This is a genomic window from Dubosiella newyorkensis (genome assembly GCF_001945605.1).
GTDB lineage: Bacteria > Bacillota_I > Bacilli_A > Erysipelotrichales > Erysipelotrichaceae > Dubosiella > Dubosiella newyorkensis.
In genome coordinates this window covers 46868-70832 of the sequence record NZ_MPKA01000086.1, presented here as the reverse complement: position 1 = coordinate 70832, position 23965 = coordinate 46868, and the positions used below count along the sequence as shown (strand labels likewise).

The 23965-nt window shown below is 41.4% G+C and carries 26 protein-coding genes and 2 tRNA genes; 5 read left to right on the top strand and 23 right to left on the bottom strand.

All coding sequences use genetic code 11. The features are described 5' to 3' along the window. Nucleotides 1–6: 6 nt before the first annotated feature. The 3 genes from BO225_RS08795 to BO225_RS08785 form a co-directional block, all read right to left on the bottom strand. A complete protein-coding gene (locus BO225_RS08795; protein ID WP_076341860.1) occupies nt 7–294 on the bottom strand; it encodes a transposase in 288 nt (95 codons plus the stop codon). 511 nt (nt 295–805) lie between these two features. Further along, entirely contained in the window at nt 806–1288 is a 483-nt protein-coding gene (locus BO225_RS08790; RefSeq protein ID WP_076341859.1) for a GNAT family N-acetyltransferase, read from the bottom strand. 23 nt (nt 1289–1311) lie between these two features. Further along, nucleotides 1312–1749: a MarR family winged helix-turn-helix transcriptional regulator gene (locus BO225_RS08785; RefSeq protein WP_076341858.1), complete on the bottom strand. Its 438-nt coding sequence runs from the start codon at nt 1747–1749 to the stop codon at nt 1312–1314. Between the two features lie 243 nt (nt 1750–1992). Here BO225_RS08785 and BO225_RS08780 point away from each other — a divergent pair, with 243 nt between their 5' ends. After that, nucleotides 1993–2850, top strand: a complete 858-nt coding sequence (locus tag BO225_RS08780) for a helix-turn-helix transcriptional regulator (protein ID WP_076341857.1) — start codon at nt 1993–1995, stop codon at nt 2848–2850. Beyond that, nucleotides 2843–3481: a CatA-like O-acetyltransferase, family 2 gene (locus BO225_RS08775; RefSeq protein ID WP_076341856.1), complete on the top strand. Its 639-nt coding sequence runs from the start codon at nt 2843–2845 to the stop codon at nt 3479–3481. Before BO225_RS08780 ends, BO225_RS08775 begins: the two co-directional genes overlap by 8 nt. On the opposite strand, the gene BO225_RS12765 is transcribed toward BO225_RS08775, so the two are convergent. The 6 genes from BO225_RS12765 to BO225_RS08750 form a co-directional block, all read right to left on the bottom strand. Further along, nucleotides 3478–3744 (bottom strand): hypothetical protein, encoded by a 267-nt coding sequence (locus BO225_RS12765; RefSeq protein ID WP_233120315.1) that lies wholly within the window; start codon nt 3742–3744, stop codon nt 3478–3480. The two genes, BO225_RS08775 and BO225_RS12765, sit on opposite strands and share 4 nt — an antisense overlap. Before the next feature lie 38 nt (nt 3745–3782). Next, nucleotides 3783–4229, bottom strand: a complete 447-nt coding sequence (locus BO225_RS12760; RefSeq protein ID WP_233120314.1) for a Gfo/Idh/MocA family oxidoreductase — start codon at nt 4227–4229, stop codon at nt 3783–3785. 306 nt (nt 4230–4535) lie between these two features. Continuing rightward, on the bottom strand, nt 4536–5009 hold the full coding sequence (locus BO225_RS08765; RefSeq protein WP_076341855.1) for a GNAT family N-acetyltransferase: 474 nt from the start codon (nt 5007–5009) through the stop codon (nt 4536–4538). Next, nucleotides 5002–6471 carry an amino acid adenylation domain-containing protein gene (locus tag BO225_RS08760; RefSeq protein ID WP_076341854.1) on the bottom strand — a complete coding sequence of 490 codons (1470 nt, stop codon included), beginning with the start codon at nt 6469–6471 and terminating at the stop codon, nt 5002–5004. Before BO225_RS08760 ends, BO225_RS08765 begins: the two co-directional genes overlap by 8 nt. Nucleotides 6472–6486: 15 nt before the next feature. Then, nucleotides 6487–7041, bottom strand: coding sequence for a hypothetical protein (locus BO225_RS08755; protein WP_076341853.1), 555 nt, complete (start codon nt 7039–7041; stop codon nt 6487–6489). Nucleotides 7042–7142: 101 nt separating this feature from the next. Then, nucleotides 7143–7886, bottom strand: a complete 744-nt coding sequence (locus BO225_RS08750; protein WP_076341852.1) for an esterase family protein — start codon at nt 7884–7886, stop codon at nt 7143–7145. Between the two features lie 131 nt (nt 7887–8017). Here BO225_RS08750 and typA point away from each other — a divergent pair, with 131 nt between their 5' ends. Further along, nucleotides 8018–9853 carry a translational GTPase TypA gene (gene typA, locus BO225_RS08745; protein WP_076341888.1) on the top strand — a complete coding sequence of 612 codons (1836 nt, stop codon included), beginning with the start codon at nt 8018–8020 and terminating at the stop codon, nt 9851–9853. 28 nt (nt 9854–9881) lie between these two features. Here the strand turns inward: typA and BO225_RS08740 are convergent, their stop codons facing one another. The 4 genes from BO225_RS08740 to BO225_RS08725 form a co-directional block, all read right to left on the bottom strand. After that, nucleotides 9882–10502 (bottom strand): ABC-2 transporter permease, encoded by a 621-nt coding sequence (locus BO225_RS08740; protein WP_076341851.1) that lies wholly within the window; start codon nt 10500–10502, stop codon nt 9882–9884. Further along, nucleotides 10499–11317, bottom strand: a complete 819-nt coding sequence (locus BO225_RS08735; protein WP_076341850.1) for an ABC transporter ATP-binding protein — start codon at nt 11315–11317, stop codon at nt 10499–10501. Before BO225_RS08735 ends, BO225_RS08740 begins: the two co-directional genes overlap by 4 nt. Further along, on the bottom strand, nt 11314–11694 hold the full coding sequence (locus tag BO225_RS08730) for a GntR family transcriptional regulator (protein ID WP_076341849.1): 381 nt from the start codon (nt 11692–11694) through the stop codon (nt 11314–11316). Before BO225_RS08730 ends, BO225_RS08735 begins: the two co-directional genes overlap by 4 nt. Before the next feature lie 109 nt (nt 11695–11803). After that, nucleotides 11804–12433, bottom strand: a complete 630-nt coding sequence (locus BO225_RS08725) for a lactate utilization protein (RefSeq protein WP_076341848.1) — start codon at nt 12431–12433, stop codon at nt 11804–11806. 221 nt (nt 12434–12654) lie between these two features. Between BO225_RS08725 and BO225_RS08720 the strand changes: the two genes are divergently transcribed. After that, on the top strand, nt 12655–12858 hold the full coding sequence (locus BO225_RS08720) for a hypothetical protein (RefSeq protein WP_076341847.1): 204 nt from the start codon (nt 12655–12657) through the stop codon (nt 12856–12858). Between the two features lie 14 nt (nt 12859–12872). Here the strand turns inward: BO225_RS08720 and BO225_RS08715 are convergent, their stop codons facing one another. The 9 genes from BO225_RS08715 to BO225_RS08675 all read right to left on the bottom strand — a co-directional run bounded on the left by BO225_RS08715 (nt 12873) and on the right by BO225_RS08675 (nt 22222). Continuing rightward, nucleotides 12873–13490 carry a hypothetical protein gene (locus tag BO225_RS08715; RefSeq protein ID WP_076341846.1) on the bottom strand — a complete coding sequence of 206 codons (618 nt, stop codon included), beginning with the start codon at nt 13488–13490 and terminating at the stop codon, nt 12873–12875. A 197-nt stretch (nt 13491–13687) separates the two neighbouring features. After that, nucleotides 13688–13775, bottom strand: a tRNA-Leu gene (locus BO225_RS08710). Nucleotides 13776–13779: 4 nt separating this feature from the next. Beyond that, a tRNA-Cys gene (locus BO225_RS08705) sits at nt 13780–13853 on the bottom strand. An 85-nt stretch (nt 13854–13938) separates the two neighbouring features. Then, entirely contained in the window at nt 13939–14628 is a 690-nt protein-coding gene (locus tag BO225_RS08700) for a Bax inhibitor-1/YccA family protein (protein ID WP_076341845.1), read from the bottom strand. 90 nt (nt 14629–14718) lie between these two features. Next, nucleotides 14719–16416 (bottom strand): hypothetical protein, encoded by a 1698-nt coding sequence (locus tag BO225_RS08695; RefSeq protein WP_076341844.1) that lies wholly within the window; start codon nt 16414–16416, stop codon nt 14719–14721. Between the two features lie 198 nt (nt 16417–16614). Beyond that, nucleotides 16615–18306 (bottom strand): proline--tRNA ligase, encoded by a 1692-nt coding sequence (locus tag BO225_RS08690; protein WP_076341843.1) that lies wholly within the window; start codon nt 18304–18306, stop codon nt 16615–16617. Nucleotides 18307–18323: 17 nt separating this feature from the next. After that, complete coding sequence (locus tag BO225_RS08685) at nt 18324–19529, bottom strand: peptidase U32 family protein (protein WP_076341842.1); 1206 nt, start codon at nt 19527–19529, stop codon at nt 18324–18326. Beyond that, nucleotides 19517–20389, bottom strand: a complete 873-nt coding sequence (locus BO225_RS08680; protein ID WP_076341841.1) for a peptidase U32 family protein — start codon at nt 20387–20389, stop codon at nt 19517–19519. Before BO225_RS08680 ends, BO225_RS08685 begins: the two co-directional genes overlap by 13 nt. Before the next feature lie 66 nt (nt 20390–20455). After that, complete coding sequence (locus BO225_RS08675) at nt 20456–22222, bottom strand: Na/Pi cotransporter family protein (RefSeq protein WP_076341840.1); 1767 nt, start codon at nt 22220–22222, stop codon at nt 20456–20458. A 143-nt stretch (nt 22223–22365) separates the two neighbouring features. Here BO225_RS08675 and BO225_RS08670 point away from each other — a divergent pair, with 143 nt between their 5' ends. Continuing rightward, nucleotides 22366–23277: a helix-turn-helix domain-containing protein gene (locus tag BO225_RS08670; RefSeq protein WP_076341839.1), complete on the top strand. Its 912-nt coding sequence runs from the start codon at nt 22366–22368 to the stop codon at nt 23275–23277. Here BO225_RS08670 and BO225_RS08665 read toward each other — a convergent pair. Next, nucleotides 23269–23964 (bottom strand): HAD family hydrolase, encoded by a 696-nt coding sequence (locus BO225_RS08665; protein WP_076341838.1) that lies wholly within the window; start codon nt 23962–23964, stop codon nt 23269–23271. The two genes, BO225_RS08670 and BO225_RS08665, sit on opposite strands and share 9 nt — an antisense overlap. Between the last annotated feature and the right edge of the window lies 1 nt (nt 23965).

The window sequence follows — 23965 nt, the reverse complement described above, 5'->3', positions numbered from 1 at the left end:
GAGCTGTTATTTGCCGAGTATACTGATCGCTTTTTTTAATACATTCAGTGCGTCCTGCGTGTCTTTGAGCTCTTTTTTAAGATGAGCGATCTCTTTGGCTTCATCGCTGCTGTAGTTGCCAGACCCTCGAACAATGACTTGATCGTCATGCTCTTTATAGCTTTTTACCCATCCTCCAATTGTTGTGTCATGGACTCCGAACTGTTTGGCGATCTGCGTGTAGGGAAGATCAGGATGATCGAGTACATACTGAATCACCTGTTCTTTAAATTCTCTGTCATAATGTTTTGCCATTTTTCATTCCTCCTCATTCTGGAATTCAAATTGTTCTTCTTATGACATTCTACCACTTGAATTTTCAGAGGTTTAAGGGATGCACCATTAATACTAAATCCACTATTATATGAATGAATATCCACAAGAACGTTTTCACGGTCTTACTGCATCTGAAGTAAGAGAAGCTGTAAAAAGCAACCGATGAACCGGTACTGTATCCAATCAAAGAGAATAAACGAATCAAAAAATACTGGGAAGGTATAGATAAAAAAAAGGCCTCTTTAATAGCAAGTGCTATTAAAGAGGCGGATCTCCAGTAAATTATTTCCCGTGTCTACTTGACAGGGGGCTGATCATAATGGTTCCTTCTTTTTTGTTTCCAAAAAAAAGGCATCATGATGTTTACCATGGTGCCCAAATGTTCGGTGAATGGTTGAAAATTAAAAACAATTTCACATTCAAAAAAGAGTATCGCTCTCGTATTTAACGAATTCAGCTCAATCTGCAATTTCTAAAAATAGAATATAAATCATAAATCCAATCTCATGTAGATCGATGTACTCATAGGACTGTTGTTATAACAATCTATCGTGTAGAATCCAAATTGTTTATACACATTAATCGCCTTTTCTAAAAAAGGAAGAGTGTCTAACAACATATAAGAATAACCAATTTCTTTTGCGTCAGTTATGATTTTTTGTATAAGCAATTTGCCAATATTTTTTCCTCTAAATGGTGGTCTTACATAAAGGCGTTTCATTTCACAGTTCTTTTGATCTATACCTTTCAATCCAATACAACCTGCAACTTCTCCATCACAATACGCCAAATACAATCTTCCAAAGGGCATACCGTATTTTTTTTCTAAATGATTTATTTCTTCTTCATAGCGCTGAATATCAAGATACTTCTGAAACGAACGATCATTCGCAATTAACAGATTTGTATATTCTGAAAATAGAGCACGTATATCTTGTGGATGCCTATAAGCTAAAACTATTTCGATCTTCATAACAGTTCCTCCTAAAGTTCAATTTATTTTTCATCATTTTTACACAATATATGTTCAATCCGTTCCATGGCTTCACATAATCGATCACAATCTTCTTGATCTATATTTTTTAATTTTTCACTAATTTGTTGATCACCATTCCAGTCTATTTTTTTCGCTTCTTCACTTCCTGTTTTAGTTAAATACAATTTTTTAATTCCCTTGCTCCCCGAAACAAGTTTTCTCGTTATAAATCCTTTTTTTTCAAGTTTTGCGAGAATTCTGCTTACATAGCTTTTATCCATGTTTAAATGCTCACATAATTCAGTGGCATTGATTCCTTGGTTCTTATAGATGTCAAATAACACTCTCGATTCAGGCCATGAGAAACTCATTCCCAAATACTCTTTATTCAAAACGTCCAACCAGATAGTGTAGTACCGGTTAAACCGGCGTATTTTTTTTATCAAATCTTCATTCATCGTATTCCCTCCAATATATGAGTTGACTTTATCAACTCATATATACCTCTATGCGTTGACAATGTCAACACATTTTATTCTCTAGTCTGTATTGCACCTTTCCATACTCTATCTATCATTCAAGAATATGAAAAACACCACCCTTTTTCTTCAAAAAGCGTGATGTTTTCTTCTAAGACCGCAATCTAAGTGAAAACGATTCTGTTCTATCTTGGTAAAATAAAAAAGAAAGGAGGATCTGAAATGGCTCAAAATGTAAATATTGTTCAGAAAATCATCGAGTATATCGAAGACCATCTCCATGAAAATATCGATCTGGATACGCTCGCCGCCTCCATGCATTATTCAAAATACTATTTACATCGCCTATTTACGAAAACCATCGGATTATCTATCCATACCTATATTCTTCGACGCCGCCTAAGCGAAGCGGCAAGATCTCTAGCACAAACTCAGCGACCCATCATGGAAATCGCACTATGGAGCGGCTATGAGAGCCAGCGTACCTTTACGAATCGATTCAGAAAAATGTATAAAATACCACCAGCCAAATTTCGAAAACAGAAGCAATACTATCCTTTGCAGCTACGAATGAACGTTCAGGACATGTATGATGATTTCATATTGTCCAAAGCCACGATTCGACACGCAAAAAAATCCGATATTCCATCTTGGATCACCTTGCTTCATCTAGTTGTGGACGGATATCCTAGTTTAAATGAAGTCGAATACCGAGTTCAGCTAGAAATTGCGATCGAACAAAAACGAGCGCTTTTGATCGAACATGAACATGAATTGATCGGTGCTTTAGTGTTTCGTTCTCATCCTTGCTGGATCGACTTTCTAGGCATTCATCCTCAATATCGGAATAGCCAGCTCACCCAGCTTTTTTTAAACGCGTTGAAAGAAACCTATTGTCCAAATCAAGAAATCTGGATCTCGACATTTCGGAAATACGATCCAGCCGATACTGGATACCGCGAAGAATTCATAAAACTTGGTTTCATGGAACGAGAATGCTCCATTGAGTTTGACTATCCAACGCAACACTTCGTCTTGCCTGTAAATGACAAAAAGAAAGAAAGGAATAAATATGAGTAGAAAAGAAATCGATCCAAAGACAACCACAAGAGCTGCGGCATTCGAACTGTGGATGAATGCTCCAAATCCAATGGTGACCTTTTTCAAAACATACGATATTATGCCTATCATTCAAGCATCGAAACGATTCAACATGAAATTAAACATGCTTATGCTGTATTGTATTGGACAAGCCGCTTCTTCCATCAAAGAGTTTGAGCTTCTTCCACTAGAAGGACGACTATACAAATTCGACCAGCTTGCGATCAACACGATCGTCGCAAACAAAAAAGGAGAAATCAGTTCATGCGATATCCGCTATACCGAAGATCTCAAACAATTCAATGCCAATTATTTGCACTCTACACAAAAAGCTTATAGAACCTGCAAAGATCAGGACCTCTCTTTACAATGTATGGTGATCGGCACCTCGGCAATCGTAGATGTAGAACTCGATGGAGCAATCGGAATGAACAGCGGGATTTTCAACAATCCGTTTTTGATCTGGGGAAAATATCGGATTGATGGTCCCCAAGCATTATTGACGATCTCTTTTCAATTCCACCATACCCAAATGGATGGAAAGCAAGCTGGATGTTTTTTGAAAAAGCTAGAAGAAGCGATCTTAACATTTAAAAGTGGAACGACTTAATCGAACTGTTGTTCCAAGCTTTCACAAGCCGCTTCCAATTGATGCATAAGTTCGATCGTCTGCCATTCTTTAACGAGCGGTTCTGCACCGTTGACCAGTGACTCATAGATCGCTTCATAAAACTGTGCGTAATTGCCATCGACAGAAACGACTTTTTCTTCATGATACGTATCATTCTTGTCATACCAGATCAGCATTCCATACGAGACAAATTTGAAACGAGCCTTCACGCGGAAATAACTAGATTTGATCGAAACTTTCAACGGTTCTTCGTAGAAAAAATCGATGTCAAAATAATCGTTTATTTTACTTTACCTAAAGTGGATCGAACATCATAGACCACCCGTTTTGGACTTCCAAATAAGGCGATGATATGATCGATCGTATGGCAGGCATAACCATATACATACGAATTCAGCCGCGAATAAGCGTCCATCTTCTCTGACACTTCGGGACGATAATAATCATAATGCGACTCGATTTCCAAAAGCGTTCCTAGTTTTCCGCTTTCGATCACCTTTTTAAGCGTTAAAAAAACCGAATCAAACCGACGATTCTGGTATGCTTGAAGCATGACCCCTTTATCTTTGGCAAGAGCGAACAATTTACGAGCTTCTGCTTCGCTCATCACAAATGGCTTTTCTACCAACGCGTGTTTTCCGGCCATCAGCGCTTTTTTTGCAAATTCAAAATGCGAATCATGCCTTGTAGCCACGATTACTAGATCGATTTGCGGATCTTGAAGCATCTCATTTAGATTACAAACATATTTGACTCCCTTGATCTTAGGCCACGAATCGTGGCTAGGATCTCGCCGCTATATCGTACGGATCTTGAATTTTTCTGGTCGATCTAGAAGAAATGGCGCATGTTAGCGATTGGCGCTTTTGCCATTTCCAATGATTCCTACTTGTATTGTTTTCATCCTCTTCTCCTCAAACACTAGACTTATTGTATCTCTTTGTTTTTGCTTCACAAGACACGGGATCGACTTTGAAATAACATTTCTATTTTTAAAGGACTTCAAGCGCTTAAGAGAAAATTGATGCGAACATTATTGTGAATCTTTCAAGATCATCATATCTTGTTCTTCGATAAAACCGATCGTTTGATACAGCTTCCTTCCCCTTTCACTGCTTTCGAGAGTGATCTTTTTGACCTCTCTTAATCTTGCCTGCTCGATCAAAAAATGGACGATCGCCTCTCCGATCTTTTGGCGTCTCATATCAGGACAAACATAAATATTCATCAAATAGCCACACAGTCCATTCAAATTGTCAGGAGAAGGCATTTCAGAATATAAACAAATGCCACCACACCCGACGATCTTTCCTTCCTTTTTGGCAAAACAAGCAATATGAGTATTATCCGAGAGTGTTTTTTCATAATACTGTTTATTTTGAAGATACAATTCAGTAAGATCTTCATGCGCATCGAGCGAAAATACTTCTTTCAATACGATCATCCGCCAATGCATCAACAGATCAAGATCCTGCAAAGACGCTTGTTCGATGTTGACTTCAGACATCCAGGTGGCCCACTTTCAAAACAACTGGCAAAAGCCCATCATCGATCTTTCCATTCGCGTTTCTAGGCAACGATTTCATTTGAACAAAATAAGAAGGGATCATAAAGTAAGTCAGCGACTCGCTCAATTGTTCGACGATCTTCGATAGAGAACACTTCGTTTTAGGAACAAAATAAGCGATCATATACGATAAATGTTCTTCATCTTGATAGACTCTGACGATCGCTTCTTCGATCGTATCGATTTGATTGAGCTTCGCTTCGACTTCCATCACTTCCACTCGTTTTCCTAAGATCATGACTTGATCGTCTTTGCGACGTAAAAACGCAAGATTTCCATCCTTGAGCTTGTATCCAAGATCGCCCGAATGGTAGTAAGTCGTTCCTCCTTTTTTCTCGAACGCTTTGTTTTCTTGTGAATGATTTCCAATATAGCCTAACGATACGCCATCGCCTGAAATAATGATTTCCCCGACTTCTCCATCCTTTACAGGATGGTCCTGATCATTCCAAAGATCGATATGGCTTCCTAAAACCGCTTTACCGATCGGGTAAGTCCCATCCTCAAGCACTTTGCTTCCATTGACTTTAAAATAAGAAGCGCAGACCGTCGTTTCCGAAGGCCCGTATGTGTTATAGATCACAACTTGATCAAGAAGATGATCGATATAGCTTCCTCGAAGCACATCGCCTCCACTGATCAATAGACGCAAAGAACAAGGAATCGAAGGCAAGTGATTCATCTCCTCAAGAAGATAAGGAAAACCACTAATGATCGTAACCGCGTTTTTTTCAACGAAATCCATCAAAGAAGACAAGTCCTTCTTTTCCGCTTCGTTCGGAATGACAAGGCAAGCACCATTGAGCAAAGATGCGAACACCTCTTCCACAAAAATATCAAAAGAACAGACAGAATATTGAAGCATCCGATCGCCTGGACCAATATGAAATTCATGTTCAAACGCCCATATATAATGCAGCACATTTTTTGGGGTCACACAAACACCTTTCGGTCTCCCTGTGCTTCCGGAAGTATATAAAATATAGGCTGGATCTTCACTTTTGATCCACATAGGATCACTTCCATCCGCTTCACTTTTTTTTAAATCGTCAAGATCGGTCAGGTCCATTCCTTTGAATCGTTCATTGAATTTTGTCTGGGTGATGATCGTCTTGACATTCGCTTCTTCCATCATCGTTTTGACGCGTTCGATCGGAAAGCTAGGTTCGGCTGGCACATAACAATTTCCATTTTTTAAAAGCGCGAACAAGACAAAGATCATATCGATCCCATGCTCTAAGATGACTCCCACTTTTTGATGACTGAAAGGAATCTTTTGAGCGAGCTCATCCACTTGATCGATCATGTCGCGATAGGTCAGCGATCTATCGCTCGTCAACAAAGCGAGTTGGTCTGGATCGCTTTTGGCAATCGATCTTAGCCGTTCATATATCGTTTCCATACTTTCTCCTTTCCGCTACAGTGTTTTTTCTTTTTTATGTTTTAAATATCGAGAGATCGAATATTTGATCACCGAAATGAATGTGGTCGAAGAAAGACCGCTCAAAAGCCATATATACCACGTATGTGAGGTAGAAAAAATGGCGAAAGGATTGAGCTCTTCGATCAAATTATCCCAGATCGCTTCGGAAAACATGTTTAAGATCTTTTCTTTGGCGAACCATGCATGCAAGGCGATCCCTAAAACAAAAGTTAGCGTCCATCCTACAGCATAGGGTGTTCCGCGTTTGATCATATATTCATATTCCGTCTTGTTTTTGTGCGACTTTTCTTTCTTGATCTCTATGCCTCGCGTCTCATACCAGCCAAGAAGCAAAGCCACTGGTGTAAGGATCGCCAACAAGATCAAGTTGGCACGATCCCACTTCATCGTGATGAAAAAGAGGACAAGTGAATAGATTGGAACGAAAGAATCATGCCATACGGAAAAAGAAGTGAACGTATGGGCCTTGATAAAATTATGGATAATAAACCAAATCAAGAACAGCATTAATAATAGATTGATCAGCATTTCGATTCTTCATTTCTAAAAAAATAGTAATACATCAAGAAAAAGAACGCTTCCCTCTTGCCTAACTGAAAAAATAAAAAAGACGATCGTCTTTGGATCGTCTAACACATTCTTGGCAAATATTCTTTGATCTGTCTTTCCCAGCTTGGCCAATCGTGAGGAACATCAAATCCCCAAAAATCCGTTTGGATATGGATCCCTTTGTGAAAACAAAGGCCGGCCAGCTTTCTAAGATCGTCGGCGCATTCGTGCTCCCATGCGCCTTGTCCAACCACAAAGATCGCTTGCGCCTCATTATATTGAGGAATATAAGGATGCGCTGGATCCATCTGCGATAAATATCCGCAAGGATTGTTCTGGTACGCGTTGAAATCGATATTTCCATCATAAAAATAGCGACTCATATCATATAGTCCGCTAAGAGCCAATACTTGTTTAAAACGGCCAGGATAGCGGAAAAAGAAATTGCCGGCGTGAAAGGCGCCCATGCTCGCTCCCAAGACCATCATCGCCTCGTCTTGTGGTTTACCCGCTTTATAAAGAGCGCTTGGAATAAGCTCATTCATAATATATTGGACATAGTTTTCTTGCATCTGCATGCGTGAAGGAGAATCGCCATAGCTTGACCAGCTTTCTAGATCGACTGAGTCGACGCTCACAAACTGGATCCGTCCTTGCTCGATCAGATCGGATACTTGATCGTACATATGTCGGTCTTCCCACTCAAAAAAGCGACCATCTTGACAAGGCAGAACAAGACAAAGCGTTCCCGCATGTCCATACATCTTAAATTCCATGTCTCGATTTAGAAAGCTAGAATATTCTTTAAAATAACGTACATTCATAATTAAATCTCCTTTTCAACCGTATACATTATACTATAATCAACAATTCGTAAAGGATAAGAATTGGTTTGTTTGTGTTTTTAAAGGTGTGGGCTTATAATGTCAATGAATTTTTTGAAAGCGAGGATACGATGTCGGATCAAGAAAAAATTTTAAATATAGCGGTTATCGCGCATGTCGATGCGGGTAAATCGACTTTGGTCGATGCCTTTTTGCGTCAAAGCGATGTGTTTCGCGATAATGAACAAGTTGTCGATTGTGTGATGGACTCCAATGATCTAGAGCGCGAGCGCGGGATCACGATCTATTCGAAAAACTGTTCAGTCATTCACGATGGTGTCAAGATCAACATTGTCGACACTCCAGGACACGCGGATTTTTCCAGCGAAGTGGAGAGAATCATCAAGACAGTGGATACGGTGATTTTGCTCGTGGACGCAAGCGAAGGCCCTATGCCTCAAACGCGGTTCGTTTTGTCGAAAGCGTTGGAAATCGGTCTTAGGCCGATCCTTTTGATCAATAAGATCGACAAAAAGGATCAAAGAGCAGAAGAAGTCGTGGATGAAGTGTATGATTTGTTTTTGGATCTCAACGCGAGCGATGAGCAGCTCGATTTTCCGATCTTATATGGAATCGCGCGCGAAGGCATCGTTCAATACGATCTAGATACGCCTAGCGACAATATCGATCCTTTGTTCGATACGATCTTGAAGCATTGCGATGTATACCCTGATCTAGATGCGGAACCAGCAAAAATGCAAGTTTCCGCCCTAGCTTATGATGAATATATCGGTCGTTTAGGGATCGGAAGGATCTATGATGGTGTCTTGAAACAAGGCGAAACTTATGTTCGCTGCAATCAAGAAGGTTTGCAGAAAAAAGAGACAATCTCAAATTTGTTCGTTTATAAGGGCTTGTCGAGAACAAGTGTCAAAGAAGCGCATTCTGGAGATATTGTCGTGATCGCGGGAATGCCAGATATTTCTATTGGCGATACGATCTGCGCTGTTGATTCGATCGAGCCTATGGAACATATTGCGATCGAAGAGCCGACCTTATCGATGAACTTCCATGTCAACACCTCTCCATTCGCGGGCCAGTCTGGTAAATACGTTACATCAAGAAACATCAAAGAAAGGCTCGAAAAAGAACTCGAGGTCAATGTTGGATTGAAGGTCGAACCAACAGATAGCGCGGATTGTTTCAAGATCAGTGGACGTGGCGAGCTTCATATTTCGATCTTGATCGAAAATATGCGTCGTGAAGGGTATGAGCTTGCCGTATCGAAGCCAGAAGTCATCTTGCATGTCGATGAGAATGGACATAAGGTCGAACCTGTTGAAGAAGTGGTGTGCCTAGCGCCTGCTGAATATCAAGGAACGATCATCAACCAGCTCAACCTGCGTAAAGGGGTCATGCAAGATATGGAAGAAGAAAACGGCTATGTCAAGATCACCTATACGGCGCCTACTCGTGGACTTTTAGGATTCAGAAATCAATTTATCAACGATACGCATGGCGAAGGAACGCTTGTTAGAAGGATCAGTGGATACGAACCTTATAAAGGCGAGATCACCCAGCGCATGCAGGGAGCGATGATTTCCACCGAGACAGGAGAGGCGATGACATACGCGCTCTGGAACTTGCAGGAGCGTGGATCTTTATTCGTATCGCCACAAACACCTGTTTATGAAGGAATGATCATCGGTGAGTCGGCAAAAAATATTGACTTGGATGTTAATCCGCTCAAAAACAAGAAGCTTACGGCGATAAGAAGCAGTGGTCGGGACGAGGCGATGCTTTTGACGCCACCTAGAGTGTTCTCGTTGGAGGAAGCTCTGGAATGGATCAACGACGACGAGCTTGTCGAAGTCACACCAGACGCGATCCGAATCCGCAAAAAAGGATTGACGCCACAAGATCGAAGAAATTTGTATCGCCAAAAAATGGCGCAAAAGAATGGATAAAAAAAGAAGGCGCGAGCCTTCTTTTCATTTATAACGATCGATCGAGCCAGTTGGTCACGATCTTTGGACTCAGGAACATCAACGTGAAGTAGATAAGCATACTGATGGCTCCAATGCCCATGAATACCTCTTTGATATTCGCATCTGATACGGTATTCATGATGATGAGGATGATAGCGATCGGAAGCAGAGCGGCCACGATCATCGCGATCGGGCCCGTTTCTTTTTTATAAAATGACAACAATATAGCAGGCGCGACCCCGCAACCAAAAAAAATCAATAAGATCGAGAGATTGATTTCTAGCGAAAACCGGTCTGGAGCGATATTGGTGATCGCGCTGACCCCATAATAGATCGCAAGCGCAAGAATGAGGCCAAACGCTAAGATTAGCATCGCTAGAATATATTTTTCATAGATCATGTTCTTTCGCGACACAGGCAAAGAAAGCTCCCATGGATACCATCCTGAAGTTTGATCGTTCATGACTGTTGCGACCGTTTGAAAAACAAGAAGAAGCGTCACAAAACAAATATCCATTGTTGGTTCTTTCACATAGATCGAGATGGCTGTTCCTCCAATCAAGATCATGAGCAAGATCGGCCAGCTCGCCCAAATGAGCTGTAGATCTTTTCTTAAAAGTCCTTTCATCGTTTTTCTCCTTTCGAATACATACGCATCAAATCTTCAAGAGTTGGCGTATCAAAAGTGTATTCGGCTTCTTTTTTCTCGACAAGCACGTCCATTTGATACGGTTGCTTGATCACGCGGACGATCTTCGAGCTAGGTAGCTTTTGATATTCGTCTTGGGTGCAGTGCATGATAACATACTTTTCCATGAGATCATCCTTTGTGTCCATGAACATCTTTTTGCCTTCATGGATATACAATATATAATCCGCGACTTTTTCTAGATCGCTTGTGATATGGGTGCTAAAAAGGACGGTATGATCCTCCTTTTGGATAAATTCCAAAAGCAGATCGAGGATCTCGTCGCGAATAAGTGGATCAAGTCCAGAAGTCGCTTCATCGAGAATGAGCAATTTCGCATGATGGGAAAACGCGACACAGAAAGCGAGCTTGACTTTCATGCCTTTCGAGAACGTTTTGAGTTTTTGTTTATGAGGCAATTTGAATCGTTTGACCATATCCCAGAATTTGGCACTTTCCCAATGCTTATAAATACTTGCGAAGTCTTGTTCGAGCTGTTCGATCGTCAAGATTTCTGGAAATACGCAGCTATCCGGAATATAGCTGAGTTGATTGAAATCTTTGATCGGTGGTTCGATTTCTCCTTGGTCCGGTTTGCTCATTTGTAAAAGACAGCGGATGAGGGTGCTTTTCCCCGCTCCGTTTTCTCCGATAAGGCCGATGATTGTTCCTTGCGGAAGATCAAAAGAGAGATCCTGCAATGTAAAGGTGGGATATTTTTTTGTTAAATGGTGTACTTGTAGGGCAGAAGTCATAGTAGTTCTCCTTCATAAAGGATATCGATCAATTCTTTGAGCGTATCTTTTCGTATACCTGTCGCCTTTGCTTCTTGGCAAGCTTTTGAAAGTAAGGCTTCGATTTCGCGCTGCTTTTCTTCTTTAAGTTGTTCGGTATTGAGGGAAGCGACAAAGGAACCTTTTCCTACGATTGTTTCGATCAAGCCATCTCGGCTCAAGTTTTCATACGCTTTTTTGACAGTGATCAAAGAAATGTGCAGATCTTTGGCAAGAGCGCGCATGCTCGGGATCGGATCGCCTGCTTTCAGCTTTTGGCTGACGATCATTTCTTTAAGCTGGGATTCGATTTGCTCATAGATCGGTTTGTCCGATCGCATCGTGATGATGATATCCATATTTCGACGTCTCCTATTTTTAATGTGTATATACAATATATACATTAAATACACTTGGCCGTTTTGTCAATAAAAAAGCTGAAAATCGAATGATTTTCAGCATAGACTCTTAGAATCCAAGGTCGTCGTTGACCAAGATGACTTTGATGCGATGAGGATGTCTTGAAAAGCGTGTGACTAAGAACTGGCAGCAGATCGTATCCGGGCTTTTGCAGTTGAGGCAAGTTCCTGTTTTTTTACATGGAGTCTTGATATCAAATCGTTGAGCATTAATAGGCGCGGCCACATTGCGGGCGCGTTTCATCGCGCCATCGATATCATCGCAAATTTTGTTCATTCCGACGATAAACAAGACATGTTTTGGTCCTTGAGCGATCATTGAAACTCGGTTGGCATTGCCATCGATATTCACGAGGATGCCATCGTTAGTGATCGCATTCGCGCTAGATAGAAAATAATCTGCGTCATAGCCTTCGAGCATCATTTTGCGGGGATCTTCGGCTTTGCTGCGATCTAAAAATGTAAAGTTTCCATTTTGAAGGGCTTCTTTAAGTCCGATCTCTTCTACGCTCATTCCCCCTCCCATCGTGACGACACTTTCTTCCGGGATCAATTCCAGAGCGATCTTTAAGGCCTCTTCTTTATTTTTTGCATAATAGCCATCCATATTTCTGCTTTCGAGTCCGTGGATCACAGTTTGAGCAAGAAGCTCGTTTCTTTTTTGAATATTCTTATCCATGTTCTTATCCTCTTTTCAAAAATATTGTATCAAATTTTAGAGCGTTAGAATGGATAGTTTCTTGTGGATATGTTTAAATAACGATGAGCTGAATAAGAGCTCACTTCATAATCAAATTCCCTTTCTTAAAACTTTCTTAGAAAAAAAGTCCTTCGGGGCTTTTTTTCTTGCTTTCTGGTATGGTTTTTTCTATATTAAAATGGAAATGAGGAGGAATGGTTATGAATACTTCGGATTTTTTGGAATTAGTGCTTCGGATCAAGCGCCGCTCTCAAGCCAACGTGCTCACGCAAGAATTTATCATGAATTTGCATGAGGAAAGTAGCCCACAGACGTTTGATCAAAACGCTTGGAAAAACAAGCTATCGTCTATGGAGATGGAGAATAACCATTCAGCTGAAAACGTCTGGGAAATGTTTGAATAAAAAAAGTCAATCGTTCAGAAGAAGAACTGGAACAATTGACTGATTCTAAACCGGAGCCGGGAAGGTTCTGGTTTTTTTTGATAGAGGATGCAAGCTTCTTGTTCGATTGAATTCAAAAAGCTCTTTGGAATATGCAAAGATTGAACATATTGCTGAAAATAGTATTTGATATCCTCTTCATGATCAAAATTCTGAAGAGCTGCTTTTTTTTCTTGACGAATTTTCTTGAGGCTTTTTTTTAGAAACACCGCAATTTCAAGGTCATCTTTCTCTTCATACATCGACAGGAGCAAGATTTGTTTTTGTAGATACGATAATGTTGCGAAGTTGAGTTGAAGTTTATCGAAATCGCTATCGATCGCTGGATCAAAAGCTCGAGCGATCATCGTTTCTGGAACGTTTTCATAGACGAGTTGGATCAAAGAATCCCGAATATCGTCTTCTCTTTCTAGAGTATGGATTTCTTTCAGCCATTTTGAAAGGATCATTTTGACATAGCTTCCAGTTTGTTCTTCATCTTCTACAAACTGTCGTACATGGACAAAAAGTGGAGTCGAAAAGGTTTGGATAAAATGTTCGAACGCCTTTGGGTCGCTGCTTTTCATGTTCGAGACGAAAGTATGTAGTTTCATAGTTTTCCTCTTTCTATAAAAGTATGATACTGTTTAGAACATAGGATTTCAACTATTTACTTTATATTTACTTAAATAATATATTTCTCGATATTATGTGATTTTATTGCAAAATGTGCGCTCGGATATGAAAAGCTATTATTCGAAACAAAGAAGAACACATAAAAAAAGTCCTCTTTCAAGGACTGATTTTCAAATGGTGGGGACGGTGGGACTTGAACCCACACGGGATTAACTCCCAACGGATTTTAAGTCCGTTGCGTCTGCCTATTTCGCCACGACCCCGAATTGGAGGTTCCGATCGGATTTGAACCGATGATCACAGAGTTGCAGTCTATTGCCTTACCACTTGGCTACGGAACCGATTACTTATATATTAAAACATCTTTTTTAATGAAAATCAATACTTTTTTCAAAAAAGAAACCTCCCTTTCAAGGGAGGTTCTTGTTAGTTGCGGTTGCTGTTGGAACCGATCAAACGAACGATATATAAGAAAATATTGATAAAGTCTAAATACAGTTCCAAAGCCATGAAGATCGCGAACTTCTCTTGCGTCTCGCCGATCGTATTGTTCATCAGCTGATTCGCTCTTTGCACATCCCAAGCCGTTAAACCCGTGAAGATCAACAAACCAACGATGCTCAACAAACGTGTTGTTCCTGGCACTCTAAAGAGCAGCATGATCGCTTGTGAAAGGATCAAAGCGATCAAGCCAGCGATGCAAAGCGTACCAATCTTGCTGAGATCTTTTTTTGTCGTAAAACCAATGATCACTAGACACGCGAAATAGACGGCGCTCACCAAGAACGCGATCGATACAGTCCCTAATCCATAAACAACACAGATCGAGGTCATGCTCACACCTAACGTGATCGCATACGCGATAAATAAAAGCTTCATTGTCGAGGCGCTCGCTCGCTGCATCGAACTCGAAAACGCGATCACGATCCCAAATTGGGCGATCACCAACAATAACGGGATCGGCCCTGATAAAAGCGTATAGAACAATCCTGTCGCATACAATATATAAGAAGTCGCAGCCGTTATGAGAAGGCCAAAAAACATCCAAGAAAACGTTTTGATCAAGCCGTTTCTCTTCTCTTGCGCCGGAGAATAGGCATTATAATATTCAGGCATCCTTGCCCTCCTTTCTTAAGTATCAAGTATTATATCACAACTCCTTCTTTCCTACATAAGAAAAGCCGCCAAAAAGGCAGCTTGTATTCTTTAATCTTTCCGAATGAACTCAAGAAGCTCTGTAGCTGCTTCGTGCAGTCCTTGACGATTCAATTTATCGAATCCTAAATGGGTATAGATCTCGCCCACGAAGACACCATTGTCTTTGAGCGATTGGAAAACATCGTCGATCAGAGGCTCGCAAACATCTTGCTGCTGCATAGGACCGAACGGATTGGCAAAATACGTTGTCGAAATACCCACTTCCTGCGTCGTTCCTAGCGCCATCCGTTTTCCCATTTTACAAGTCTCTTTGACTTCGTCCACGCTCAATTCCTTCAAGCCATACTCATCTGTATAGTTGTTGGCGTAAGCGAAGAGATCGATCTTATGATTCGTAATGACATCTTGATAAGGAGATGCCGGTACGATCATGCGGGCGTTTGGATTTTCCGGCGCCATGAAGATCGAACGGTCCATATCCCGATATGGAGTTCCTGGATCCAGATCATCCAAACGAATGAACGCGCCAATTTCCGTGCCTTGACCATATGGAACACCATCTTCGATATGGATCGTACCCATATCGTCAAAAATAACTTCTACATCTTTGATGACATCTTTACCTACGACTTTCATCGCTTCGATCGACTCGGATTTTCCAGCACCCGAATCACCCATCAACATGATCCCTTTTGTACGACCATCATTGAGCGTGATCTTGACAAAAGCGCCATGGATCGGCAACCAGCCTTGATGCATCATCGCTAAATTGTGAAGCGTCAAAGCCATCTTTTTCATATAGCCAAAATATTCAACTCTAGGATGATCCGAGATCGAACCGAGCCAAATATTGTTCTTTGTATCGTGATAGAAAACTGTCTGATTCTTGTTGTCTTCGTTACCATATAAAACGATCAGATCCGGTTTTTCCTTCGATTCTTCAAAAGTCGCCAATTCAAATAAGTTGGCCAGCGAGATCGCCGAAGCCATATATTTCGAATTAAAGTAGACAAAACACAAAAGCTTGCCCACCTTCATTGGGAAGCAGAACCAATCTTCTGGATCATAGTGGAACGAATCGATCGGGTTGTGGTCTGTCTCTTCAAACATTCCCGTCCGTTTACTTGATTTTGGATGCAAGATCATCGGTGTTCGAAGCATCACCGTATCGATCACCGGAATATCGCTCAACTTTTCATATTCTTTCGCGAACGAGTCCTTGACATGATGCACCGAGAAACATGCGTTCGTTCCTGCTTGGACTTGACGATACACCAAATTTGGACGCTCTTGGATCTTCTCTTCAAACAAACGATACGTTCTCAAGATCAAATCGTTCAGATCGCTGTCGCGCTTCACTAAAGTATTGATCCCAAAATCATTGGTCTTCTCCGAATACATATATCCGAAACGCTGCAAAGAACGCCAAGAATCGTAGACCATATTCACGAAAGCCAAAAGCGAAACTCGATCATTCAAATATTCACTATCGACTTCATCGATCCTAAAAATGGCTAAGATGCGCAAAAAAGTTGTAAAGTTATCCGTCGCTTCCTCAATCGTGAACTTTCCATTCATCGTTACATAATCGAATAACTTCGCGTTATTCTGTTTCGATGTTTCGATCACATGCCTTAAAAATCGTTTAAAAGGCTCAGATCCCAAAAGGGATTCTCGATTTCTCGGGTATGCGCGATTGTAGTTGAGGATGACCTGACTACTTCCAATATGAATTTTATTCTGCATTCTTAACTCTCCTCCCATATACGGCTTATGATACATGAAAAAAAATGAAAAGTAAAATCGACTTTATGAAAGTGAGACAAAAGTTTTCATCTTTTCCAAATTCGTGATTCAGCCAATATGTATTATGCCACAAAAATGTCTATATTTCAAAGGCATATGATCAAGAAAAAAGAACACGAAACAATCGTGCTCTCATTCTTACTGATATAATTGCTGGATCCGCGTCTTCGCATCTTCCAAAGAAATTTCTTCCTTCTGTTTCGTGGCACGATCGACCCATTCGACCAATCCAGACTTGATCCCTTTTCCGATCGTGATCCGGTATGGAATTCCAATCAGCTCCATATCTTTGAATTTAACGCCAGGACGTTCATTTCGATCATCAAGAAGCACGTCAAACTTGTTCTCTTGACAATACGAATACAAAGACTCCATCGCTCCCACTTGCTCGTTATCTTTTAAAGAAATGGGAACGATCGCAAGCTTGAATGGTGCGATTTCCTTTGGCCAAATGATCCCATGCTCATCGTGGTGCTGCTCGACCACAGCCGCCATACAGCGCTCCAAGCCAATCCCATAAGAACCCATCCAGACAGGCTTGAGAACATTATTCTCATCTGTATACATTAAATTCATCGTCTTGGAGTACTTCGTACCCAATTTGAAAAGATTTCCGACCTCGATGCCTCGATGGAAAACAAGCTTTTGATGACAATTCGGACAAATATCCCCTTCCATCACTTGCGTCAGATCGGCGACTTCGACCGGTTCAAAATCTTTCACATTCACATTGATCAAATGATGATCTGTCTTATTGGCACCAACGATAAAGTTTTTCATCTTCAGCACTTGACGATCCAAATACACAGGCACATCAAGTCCAACAGGTCCAGCAAAACCAACTTTCGCGCCTGTCGCTTTTTCCACATCTTCAAAATTCGCCATTTCCATCGAATTCGCCTTCAATATTTTTTGCGCTTTCGTCTCATTCAATTCCCGATTCCCTGGAATGCAGAAAGCGACGATCTTGCCATCCGCCTCATATAAAAGCGTCTTCACAAAATCTTTAGGCTCTTTGCCAAAGAAAGCGGCCACTTCTTCGATCGTCTTGGCATTCGGTGTTTCCTTCAACTCGATTTCTAGCATTGGGCTTTGATCTTCTTCCAAAGTATCCACGACCTCTGTAATCTCTAAATTGCTGGAAAAATCGCAATTCTCGCAACCAACCACGATGTCCTCGCCAATATTTGAGATCGCTTGATACTCTTCAGAAAGAAGACCACCCATCGCGCCTGTATCGGCCTTGACGATCTTATAATTCAAATGCAGACGATCAAAGATCGAACAATACGCCTCATACATTTTTTGGTATTGAACATCGAGACCCGCCTCGTCGATATCGAATGTATATGCGTCTTTCATGATAAATTCACGGACTCGGATCAAGCCATAACGAGGCCGAGTCTCATCGCGGAACTTTGTTTGGATCTGATACAAATTATAAGGAAAATCTTTGTACGATTTTCCATCCATGCTGGCCGCGATCGCGAACAGCTCTTCATGCGTCGGCCCAAGGACGTACCGTTTTTGATAGCGGTCGTACATCGAGAACATATTCGCTCCAAACGCGTCCCTTCTTCCCGATTGGATATAAACATCTTCAGGAATGAGAGCTGGCATCAACAATTCTTGTGCGCCTTTGGCATCCATCTCTTCACGAACGATCCCTTCGATCTTCGAAAGCACCTTTTTTCCCATTGGCATGATCATATACATTCCGTTGGATGATTTTTTGATCATTCCTGCTCGAACTAGAAGATTGCTCGAAATCGAATCCTCGTCTTTCGCGTCTTCACGCAATGTATAAAAAAAACTATTGCTTAATTTCACAGTGTATTCACCTATCCTTATTCTTTGATCTTACGGACCATCGCGCCGATCTCGATAGGTCCATCCCATTTAGTATACACGATTTCCATCGGTTTATTACAGACTTCCAACAAAGTTTCCTCTTCATCGAAAACTTCTTCGATCTTGACAGGCGTACTGATGATCTTAGGCCCGAAGATCTCCAAAACAGAATGCGGTTGGAAATAATTGCGAACCAAAAGCTTGGCCGTCTTTGTGATCGGATCATACCCGATCACATCCGCTACATATTCTTGAGTGACGATCTCGTCATGATCTCGATAAAGCTGTACCGAATCATCCGGGATCCCATTTAAGAAACCAGGACCCGTTTGACGATTTTCCGCCTTCCGGATCTCCTTTTCGATCGCCTTCATTTCTTCTGCGCTCACGCTTCCCTTTTCATAGATCGTATCGATCAACCGCCGATAGCTGCTGACGACCGTCGCCAAATAGTATGCGGATTTCATCCGCCCTTCGATCTTCAAAGAAGCAATTCCAAGTTCTATGAGTTTTTGTACATAAGGGATCGCCTGCAGATCTTTCGAAGACATTGAAAACAGATCATCAGGATCTGAGACTTCTTGTTCCTGATCCATCAAATGATATTTCCAGCGGCAGCTTTGCGCGCAGCCGCCCCGATTCGCGTCCCGCATCGTTAAATGATTGCTCAAAACACATCTTCCCGAATAGGCGATACACATTCCTCCATGAATGAATACTTCTAAAGGAAGCGTAGAATGCTGAGCGATCGCTTCGATCTCTTCGAGGGTGCACTCTCTTCCTAAAACGACTCGATCCATCCCTTCTTTTTGCCAGAAACGGACTGAAGCTGAATTTGTCGAGGAGTGCTGGGTCGAAACATGAACTTGATACGAGACAGGAAGCGATTTTGCCAGCTTCATGAGATAAGGAGAAGCGACGATGATCGCATCGATCTGAGCCTCTTCCAAGGCAAGCAAATACTCTTTCAATCCTTCAAGGTCTTCGTTATGCGGAAGAATGTTGACCGTCACATGGACCTTGCTTCCATGCCGATGCGCAAAATCCGTCAATTCTTGGATATCCGCTAAAGAAAAATTGCTGGCTCTTGATCGCAAAGAAAATTGTTTACCGCCAATATAGACGGCATCCGCTCCATATCGTATAGCTGTTTTCGCTTTTTCTAAATTGCCAGCAGGCGCCAACAGTTCTATTTTTTGCATGCTTTATCTCCTTTTTTGCGTACAGTTTGCTCATGATACCATCGATCTGAGCCAATTTGCGATTCAAGATTGGCTTCGATACGTTCCCCATCGAGTAATTTTTTATAGATCTGCACTTTTTCGATCGTTTCCGCATCGGTTGAAAAGATCGAATCGATCCTAAAACGATGCACGCCCGCTTTTTGAAGATCTTGAATTTGGTTGTACGACTGGATCGGTCTTGGGGAAAAAACGAAGGTCCCGCTTTCTTCTTCGAGAACGGGAAGCCGCTCCTCACGTGTATTTTCGATTAGATCGAACCTTTTTTGATCGGTCTTTTTTTCTAAGTGATGCATATAGTTCTTGATCAAATGCCTTCGAGAATAAAGGATCGAAAAATAGCCATCGATCAAAATCTCGATGTCTTGTTCTTTTTGCGCGATCTCTTCGATCTCTTCGAGCGAAAGTTCATGGGCAAGACAAATGCTTTGAATTCCTAACTGTTTATAAAATTGCACGTCCGCCCAGCTAGTGACAAGCGTTTCTGGCTGATAGATCAGCCGATCCTCAATGCCGATCTCTCTAGCAAGCTCATAGACCCCTTCATCCGCATAATAGATCCCATCAATGTCGATTTCTTTTAAATACCGCAGGAAGTGAGCCAATGCGTCGAGATCTTCTTCATGGATCATTCGCATCATATTCACAAATAAACGAAGATCCAAAGCACGGCATTGATCTTTCCACTCGATCAGCTGCTCTTTTTCGATCACCGATTCGTTTCGGATCGAAAAAGGTTCAAGAGCAACAAGCACACCATCGCCTCCGCTCTTTTTGAAAGCAGCTAGATTCTCTAAATTTTGTATCGTTGCGATCAACATAAATCTACCTCCGATTTATCATTGTAACATAGAAAGGACCAAGAAAAACACTTCTTGGTCATTGACTTATACTCGATATTTTTGATCGTATTCTTTAAAATAGGTCGCGTATTCTCCGGTTTTTTCACGTCGATATTGGCTTAAATATTCATGTGAATTGTAATCGGAGGAAGCCATTTCGATCAAGCATACAGCGACATTGGAGCAATGGTCTGCTGTGCGTTCTAGATTGTTGAGCAGTTCGGCAAAATACATTCCTTGATCAAGCGAACAGATCCCATCCCGCAAGCGCTGGATATGACGCATCTTCAATTCGTCGCATAAAATGCTAATGAGATCCTTTAAAGGCTCTACGTGTTTAGCAGCAGTCAAGTTTTGATTTTCAAAAGCATCGATCGCGGTTTGAAGAATATCTTTGGTCGCTGTTTCTACGACGGAAACTTCATATTCGGCTTGGGAAGAAAAATGGACATCCTTTTCGTGAAGTTCTTTATTGATCTTGGCGATATGATAGGCATAATCGCCAGTGCGCTCAAAATCGCTGATACAATGAAGATATTCGGAAACATCCCGAGACTGGATCTCGGTCAATGTTTTTCCAGTCAAGGAAATCAAGTAATCTTCAATCTTGTCTTCGTATTTGTCGACTTTCTTTTCGCGGTTTTTGATCTTGTTGAATGTCTTTTCGGAATAATCACCGTACAAAGCTAAAGAACGGAACAAATTTTTGCGGCAGCTTTTCGCCATCATCACGATTGAACGATGACACTGGTTGATCGCGATAGCTGGATAGGCAAGAAAGCGCTCTTCTAGAAGCTCAAAGTCTTCATCTTCGTCATCTTCCTCTTCTTTGCCTGGCACAAGAAAGGTCACGATCTTTTCGATCACTTTGACAAATGGCAGCAGGATCAGCATCGCGCAGACACGATAGACTGTATTCATCAGCGCGATCGACACAGGACTCATACTCATATTCAAGAAATCGAAATGAAGAAGAGCGTTGGCTGAATAAAACAAGATCGTGCCTATGATCATGGCGCACATGTCGTTGACTAAATAGACCAAGGCTGTCCGTTTACCAAATTTATTGGTTCCGATCGCCGACAACAAAACCGGACAAGCGGCTCCGACCCCAATTCCCATGATCATTGGAAAGGCAGAACCAAAGGTGATCGCCCCAGTCACTGAGAGCGCTTGAAGGATTCCGACTCCAGCCGAGGCGGATTGGATGATCGCCGTCAGCAAGATCCCAAAACCGATTCCCAAGATCGGGTTGTTGAAAGAAGTCAGTGCGTTGATGAACACTTCCGATTCTTTTAATGGCGCTACTGAGCCTGACATTGTCTGCATGCCGATCATCAAGATCGCAAAGCCTAGCATGATATTGCCTAGGGCATGTTGCCAATCTTTTTTTAAAAACATCCGGAATATGATACCAACGATTGCCACGATCGCAGACAACGTGGCGGTGCTAAGCAATTGCGCGATCCCTTGTTTTCCATCGATGTAGGATAAGCATAAGATCCAGCCTGTGATGCTCGTTCCGATATTGGCTCCCATGATGATTCCGATCGCTTGGGTGACTTTCATCATCCCTGCATTGACGAATCCGACGACCATGACTGTCGTGGCGGAAGAGGATTGAATGATGGCCGTAACGGCTGCTCCTAACATAAGTCCTTTCAGCGGAGTGTTGGTCAATTTGTACAGGATCAATTCTAATTTGTTCCCGGCCATTTGTTTGAGTCCATCTCCCATGACCATCATTCCATAAAGGAAAAGAGCGATACCGCTCATCAATGTCAATATAAGGATAAGTGTATTGATATTCATTGTTTTGCTCCTCAGTCTCAAAAAGTTTATCCCTATTATAGAAAATTTTATAATCTTTTACATCTCTTTTACAATTTCTTGACAAATCGTGAGTATATGGTCAAAGATACGGCTGATTTTTCATGTATAATGAATATAAGATTATGAAGAACGATTATTTGCAGTTAAAAGAAAAAGCCGTGCATGGAACGCCCGAAAAACCGATCCAGTATTTATATTTTGATTCTCGAAACGATCCCCTCGTTCTTGTGAATGATTCTTTTTTTGTGGCTCGTCATTGGCATCCCGAATGCGAGATCCTTTATGTGGAAAAAGGAGAATTGTATTTAGAACACAATTTCGATACGATCCTTTTACGCGAAAACGATATTTGCATGATCGATGCCGAAGAGCTCCATCAACTTCAAGGGGTCGGTCCCGACACGATCCATCATGCGATCATCTTTGACCCTAAACTGTTTCAAGCCTCTCTTGCGGATGCGTTCGATACGGATATCATCGCTCCTTATTTGCAGAAAAAGATCGGATTTCCGCTTTTGATCAAGGAAGATCGTCTTGGATATAGTCTCATTCACGATTTGATCCTCAATATGATCAGGGTCATGCATAAAAATACACCCTATGCTTATTACGAGGTGAAGCTCGCTCTCTATACTTTGTTTTTGAATTTTTATGAATTGAATCTTTTTATCGAAAAAGAATCGAGACAATTGGGTGAAGAATATGAAAGTATCGAAAAGTATAAGTCGATGATCTTATATATCGAAGAGCATTATCAAGAAGAGATCCGGCTTAGCGATCTTGCGAACTTGATCTCATCGAATCAATCGTATGTGAATATGCTGTTCAAGCGGCTTCATCACGATTCTCCGATCCACTATTTGATTCAATACCGGATCGAAAAGGCGGCACAACTATTGAAGGAGACCGATCGTTCGGTTTTAGACGTTGGTTTGGAGTGCGGATTTCAGAACGTCTCTTATTTTATTCGTCAATTTAAAGAAGCCAAGGGCATGACTCCCTTGAAATATAGAAAGAACTCTCGCTTAAGCTGAGAGTTCTTTTAATAGGTCGATCAATTCTTTTTCAGTATAGACGACATAATCGCTCGCGTCGCCTTCTTCTTGATGATGTCGATTGAAATGGATCGTCTTCATTCCGGCTTTTTTGGCTCCTACCATATCGTTTCGATAATGATCGCCAATATAATACCAGTTGATCGCGTCATCGTTGAACGTTTTCATGACATGTTCAAAGGAGCGAGGATCTGGCTTTGCATATCCGATCTTACCGCTCGTGAAGATCCGAGTCGATGGGATGAAATCAAATACGCCTAAAGCGCTGAGTTTTGCGTATTGATGGCTATGTTCTCCATTTGTCAGAACGCCTATCATCGCGTCGGAATCGATCAAATACGCTTTTAAATCATCTGTCATGGTAATGTTGGATTGATAATTGCGGTACATGTTTTGAAAGTCTTGCGCTTTCTTATCATCGATGGGAATCCCATGTTTTTTGCAAGCTTCTTTAATTCGATAAATACCCGATTCATCGATCGAAATCGTTCCATTTTGAACTTGGTCGAAGATCACATCACCCGCTTTTCGATAATCCGCGTAAAACTGGTCTCGATCTGTATTTCTTAAAAGCGCTGGATCGAACATTCTCTCTACGCTCATTTCGAATGGCCAGGACAAATCGTATAAAGTATCATCACAATCAAAAAGTAATTTCATTTTCATA

What these genes read in the sequence shown, in the direction of transcription:
- BO225_RS08795 (WP_076341860.1), bottom strand. Translation starts at nt 294, where the DNA reads ATGGCAAAACATTATGACAGAGAATTTAAAGAACAGGTGATTCAGTAT.
- BO225_RS08790 (WP_076341859.1), bottom strand. Translation starts at nt 1,288, where the DNA reads ATGAAGATCGAAATAGTTTTAGCTTATAGGCATCCACAAGATATACGT.
- BO225_RS08785 (WP_076341858.1), bottom strand. Translation starts at nt 1,749, where the DNA reads ATGAATGAAGATTTGATAAAAAAAATACGCCGGTTTAACCGGTACTAC.
- BO225_RS08780 (WP_076341857.1), top strand. Translation starts at nt 1,993, where the DNA reads ATGGCTCAAAATGTAAATATTGTTCAGAAAATCATCGAGTATATCGAA.
- BO225_RS08775 (WP_076341856.1), top strand. Translation starts at nt 2,843, where the DNA reads ATGAGTAGAAAAGAAATCGATCCAAAGACAACCACAAGAGCTGCGGCA.
- BO225_RS12760 (WP_233120314.1), bottom strand. Translation starts at nt 4,229, where the DNA reads ATGCTTCAAGATCCGCAAATCGATCTAGTAATCGTGGCTACAAGGCAT.
- BO225_RS08765 (WP_076341855.1), bottom strand. Translation starts at nt 5,009, where the DNA reads ATGTCTGAAGTCAACATCGAACAAGCGTCTTTGCAGGATCTTGATCTG.
- BO225_RS08760 (WP_076341854.1), bottom strand. Translation starts at nt 6,471, where the DNA reads ATGGAAACGATATATGAACGGCTAAGATCGATTGCCAAAAGCGATCCA.
- BO225_RS08755 (WP_076341853.1), bottom strand. Translation starts at nt 7,041, where the DNA reads ATGCTGATCAATCTATTATTAATGCTGTTCTTGATTTGGTTTATTATC.
- BO225_RS08750 (WP_076341852.1), bottom strand. Translation starts at nt 7,886, where the DNA reads ATGAATGTACGTTATTTTAAAGAATATTCTAGCTTTCTAAATCGAGAC.
- typA (WP_076341888.1), top strand. Translation starts at nt 8,018, where the DNA reads ATGTCGGATCAAGAAAAAATTTTAAATATAGCGGTTATCGCGCATGTC.
- BO225_RS08740 (WP_076341851.1), bottom strand. Translation starts at nt 10,502, where the DNA reads ATGAAAGGACTTTTAAGAAAAGATCTACAGCTCATTTGGGCGAGCTGG.
- BO225_RS08735 (WP_076341850.1), bottom strand. Translation starts at nt 11,317, where the DNA reads ATGACTTCTGCCCTACAAGTACACCATTTAACAAAAAAATATCCCACC.
- BO225_RS08730 (WP_076341849.1), bottom strand. Translation starts at nt 11,694, where the DNA reads ATGGATATCATCATCACGATGCGATCGGACAAACCGATCTATGAGCAA.
- BO225_RS08725 (WP_076341848.1), bottom strand. Translation starts at nt 12,433, where the DNA reads ATGGATAAGAATATTCAAAAAAGAAACGAGCTTCTTGCTCAAACTGTG.
- BO225_RS08720 (WP_076341847.1), top strand. Translation starts at nt 12,655, where the DNA reads ATGAATACTTCGGATTTTTTGGAATTAGTGCTTCGGATCAAGCGCCGC.
- BO225_RS08715 (WP_076341846.1), bottom strand. Translation starts at nt 13,490, where the DNA reads ATGAAACTACATACTTTCGTCTCGAACATGAAAAGCAGCGACCCAAAG.
- BO225_RS08700 (WP_076341845.1), bottom strand. Translation starts at nt 14,628, where the DNA reads ATGCCTGAATATTATAATGCCTATTCTCCGGCGCAAGAGAAGAGAAAC.
- BO225_RS08695 (WP_076341844.1), bottom strand. Translation starts at nt 16,416, where the DNA reads ATGCAGAATAAAATTCATATTGGAAGTAGTCAGGTCATCCTCAACTAC.
- BO225_RS08685 (WP_076341842.1), bottom strand. Translation starts at nt 19,529, where the DNA reads ATGCAAAAAATAGAACTGTTGGCGCCTGCTGGCAATTTAGAAAAAGCG.
- BO225_RS08680 (WP_076341841.1), bottom strand. Translation starts at nt 20,389, where the DNA reads ATGTTGATCGCAACGATACAAAATTTAGAGAATCTAGCTGCTTTCAAA.
- BO225_RS08675 (WP_076341840.1), bottom strand. Translation starts at nt 22,222, where the DNA reads ATGAATATCAATACACTTATCCTTATATTGACATTGATGAGCGGTATC.
- BO225_RS08670 (WP_076341839.1), top strand. Translation starts at nt 22,366, where the DNA reads ATGAAGAACGATTATTTGCAGTTAAAAGAAAAAGCCGTGCATGGAACG.
- BO225_RS08665 (WP_076341838.1), bottom strand. Translation starts at nt 23,964, where the DNA reads ATGAAAATGAAATTACTTTTTGATTGTGATGATACTTTATACGATTTG.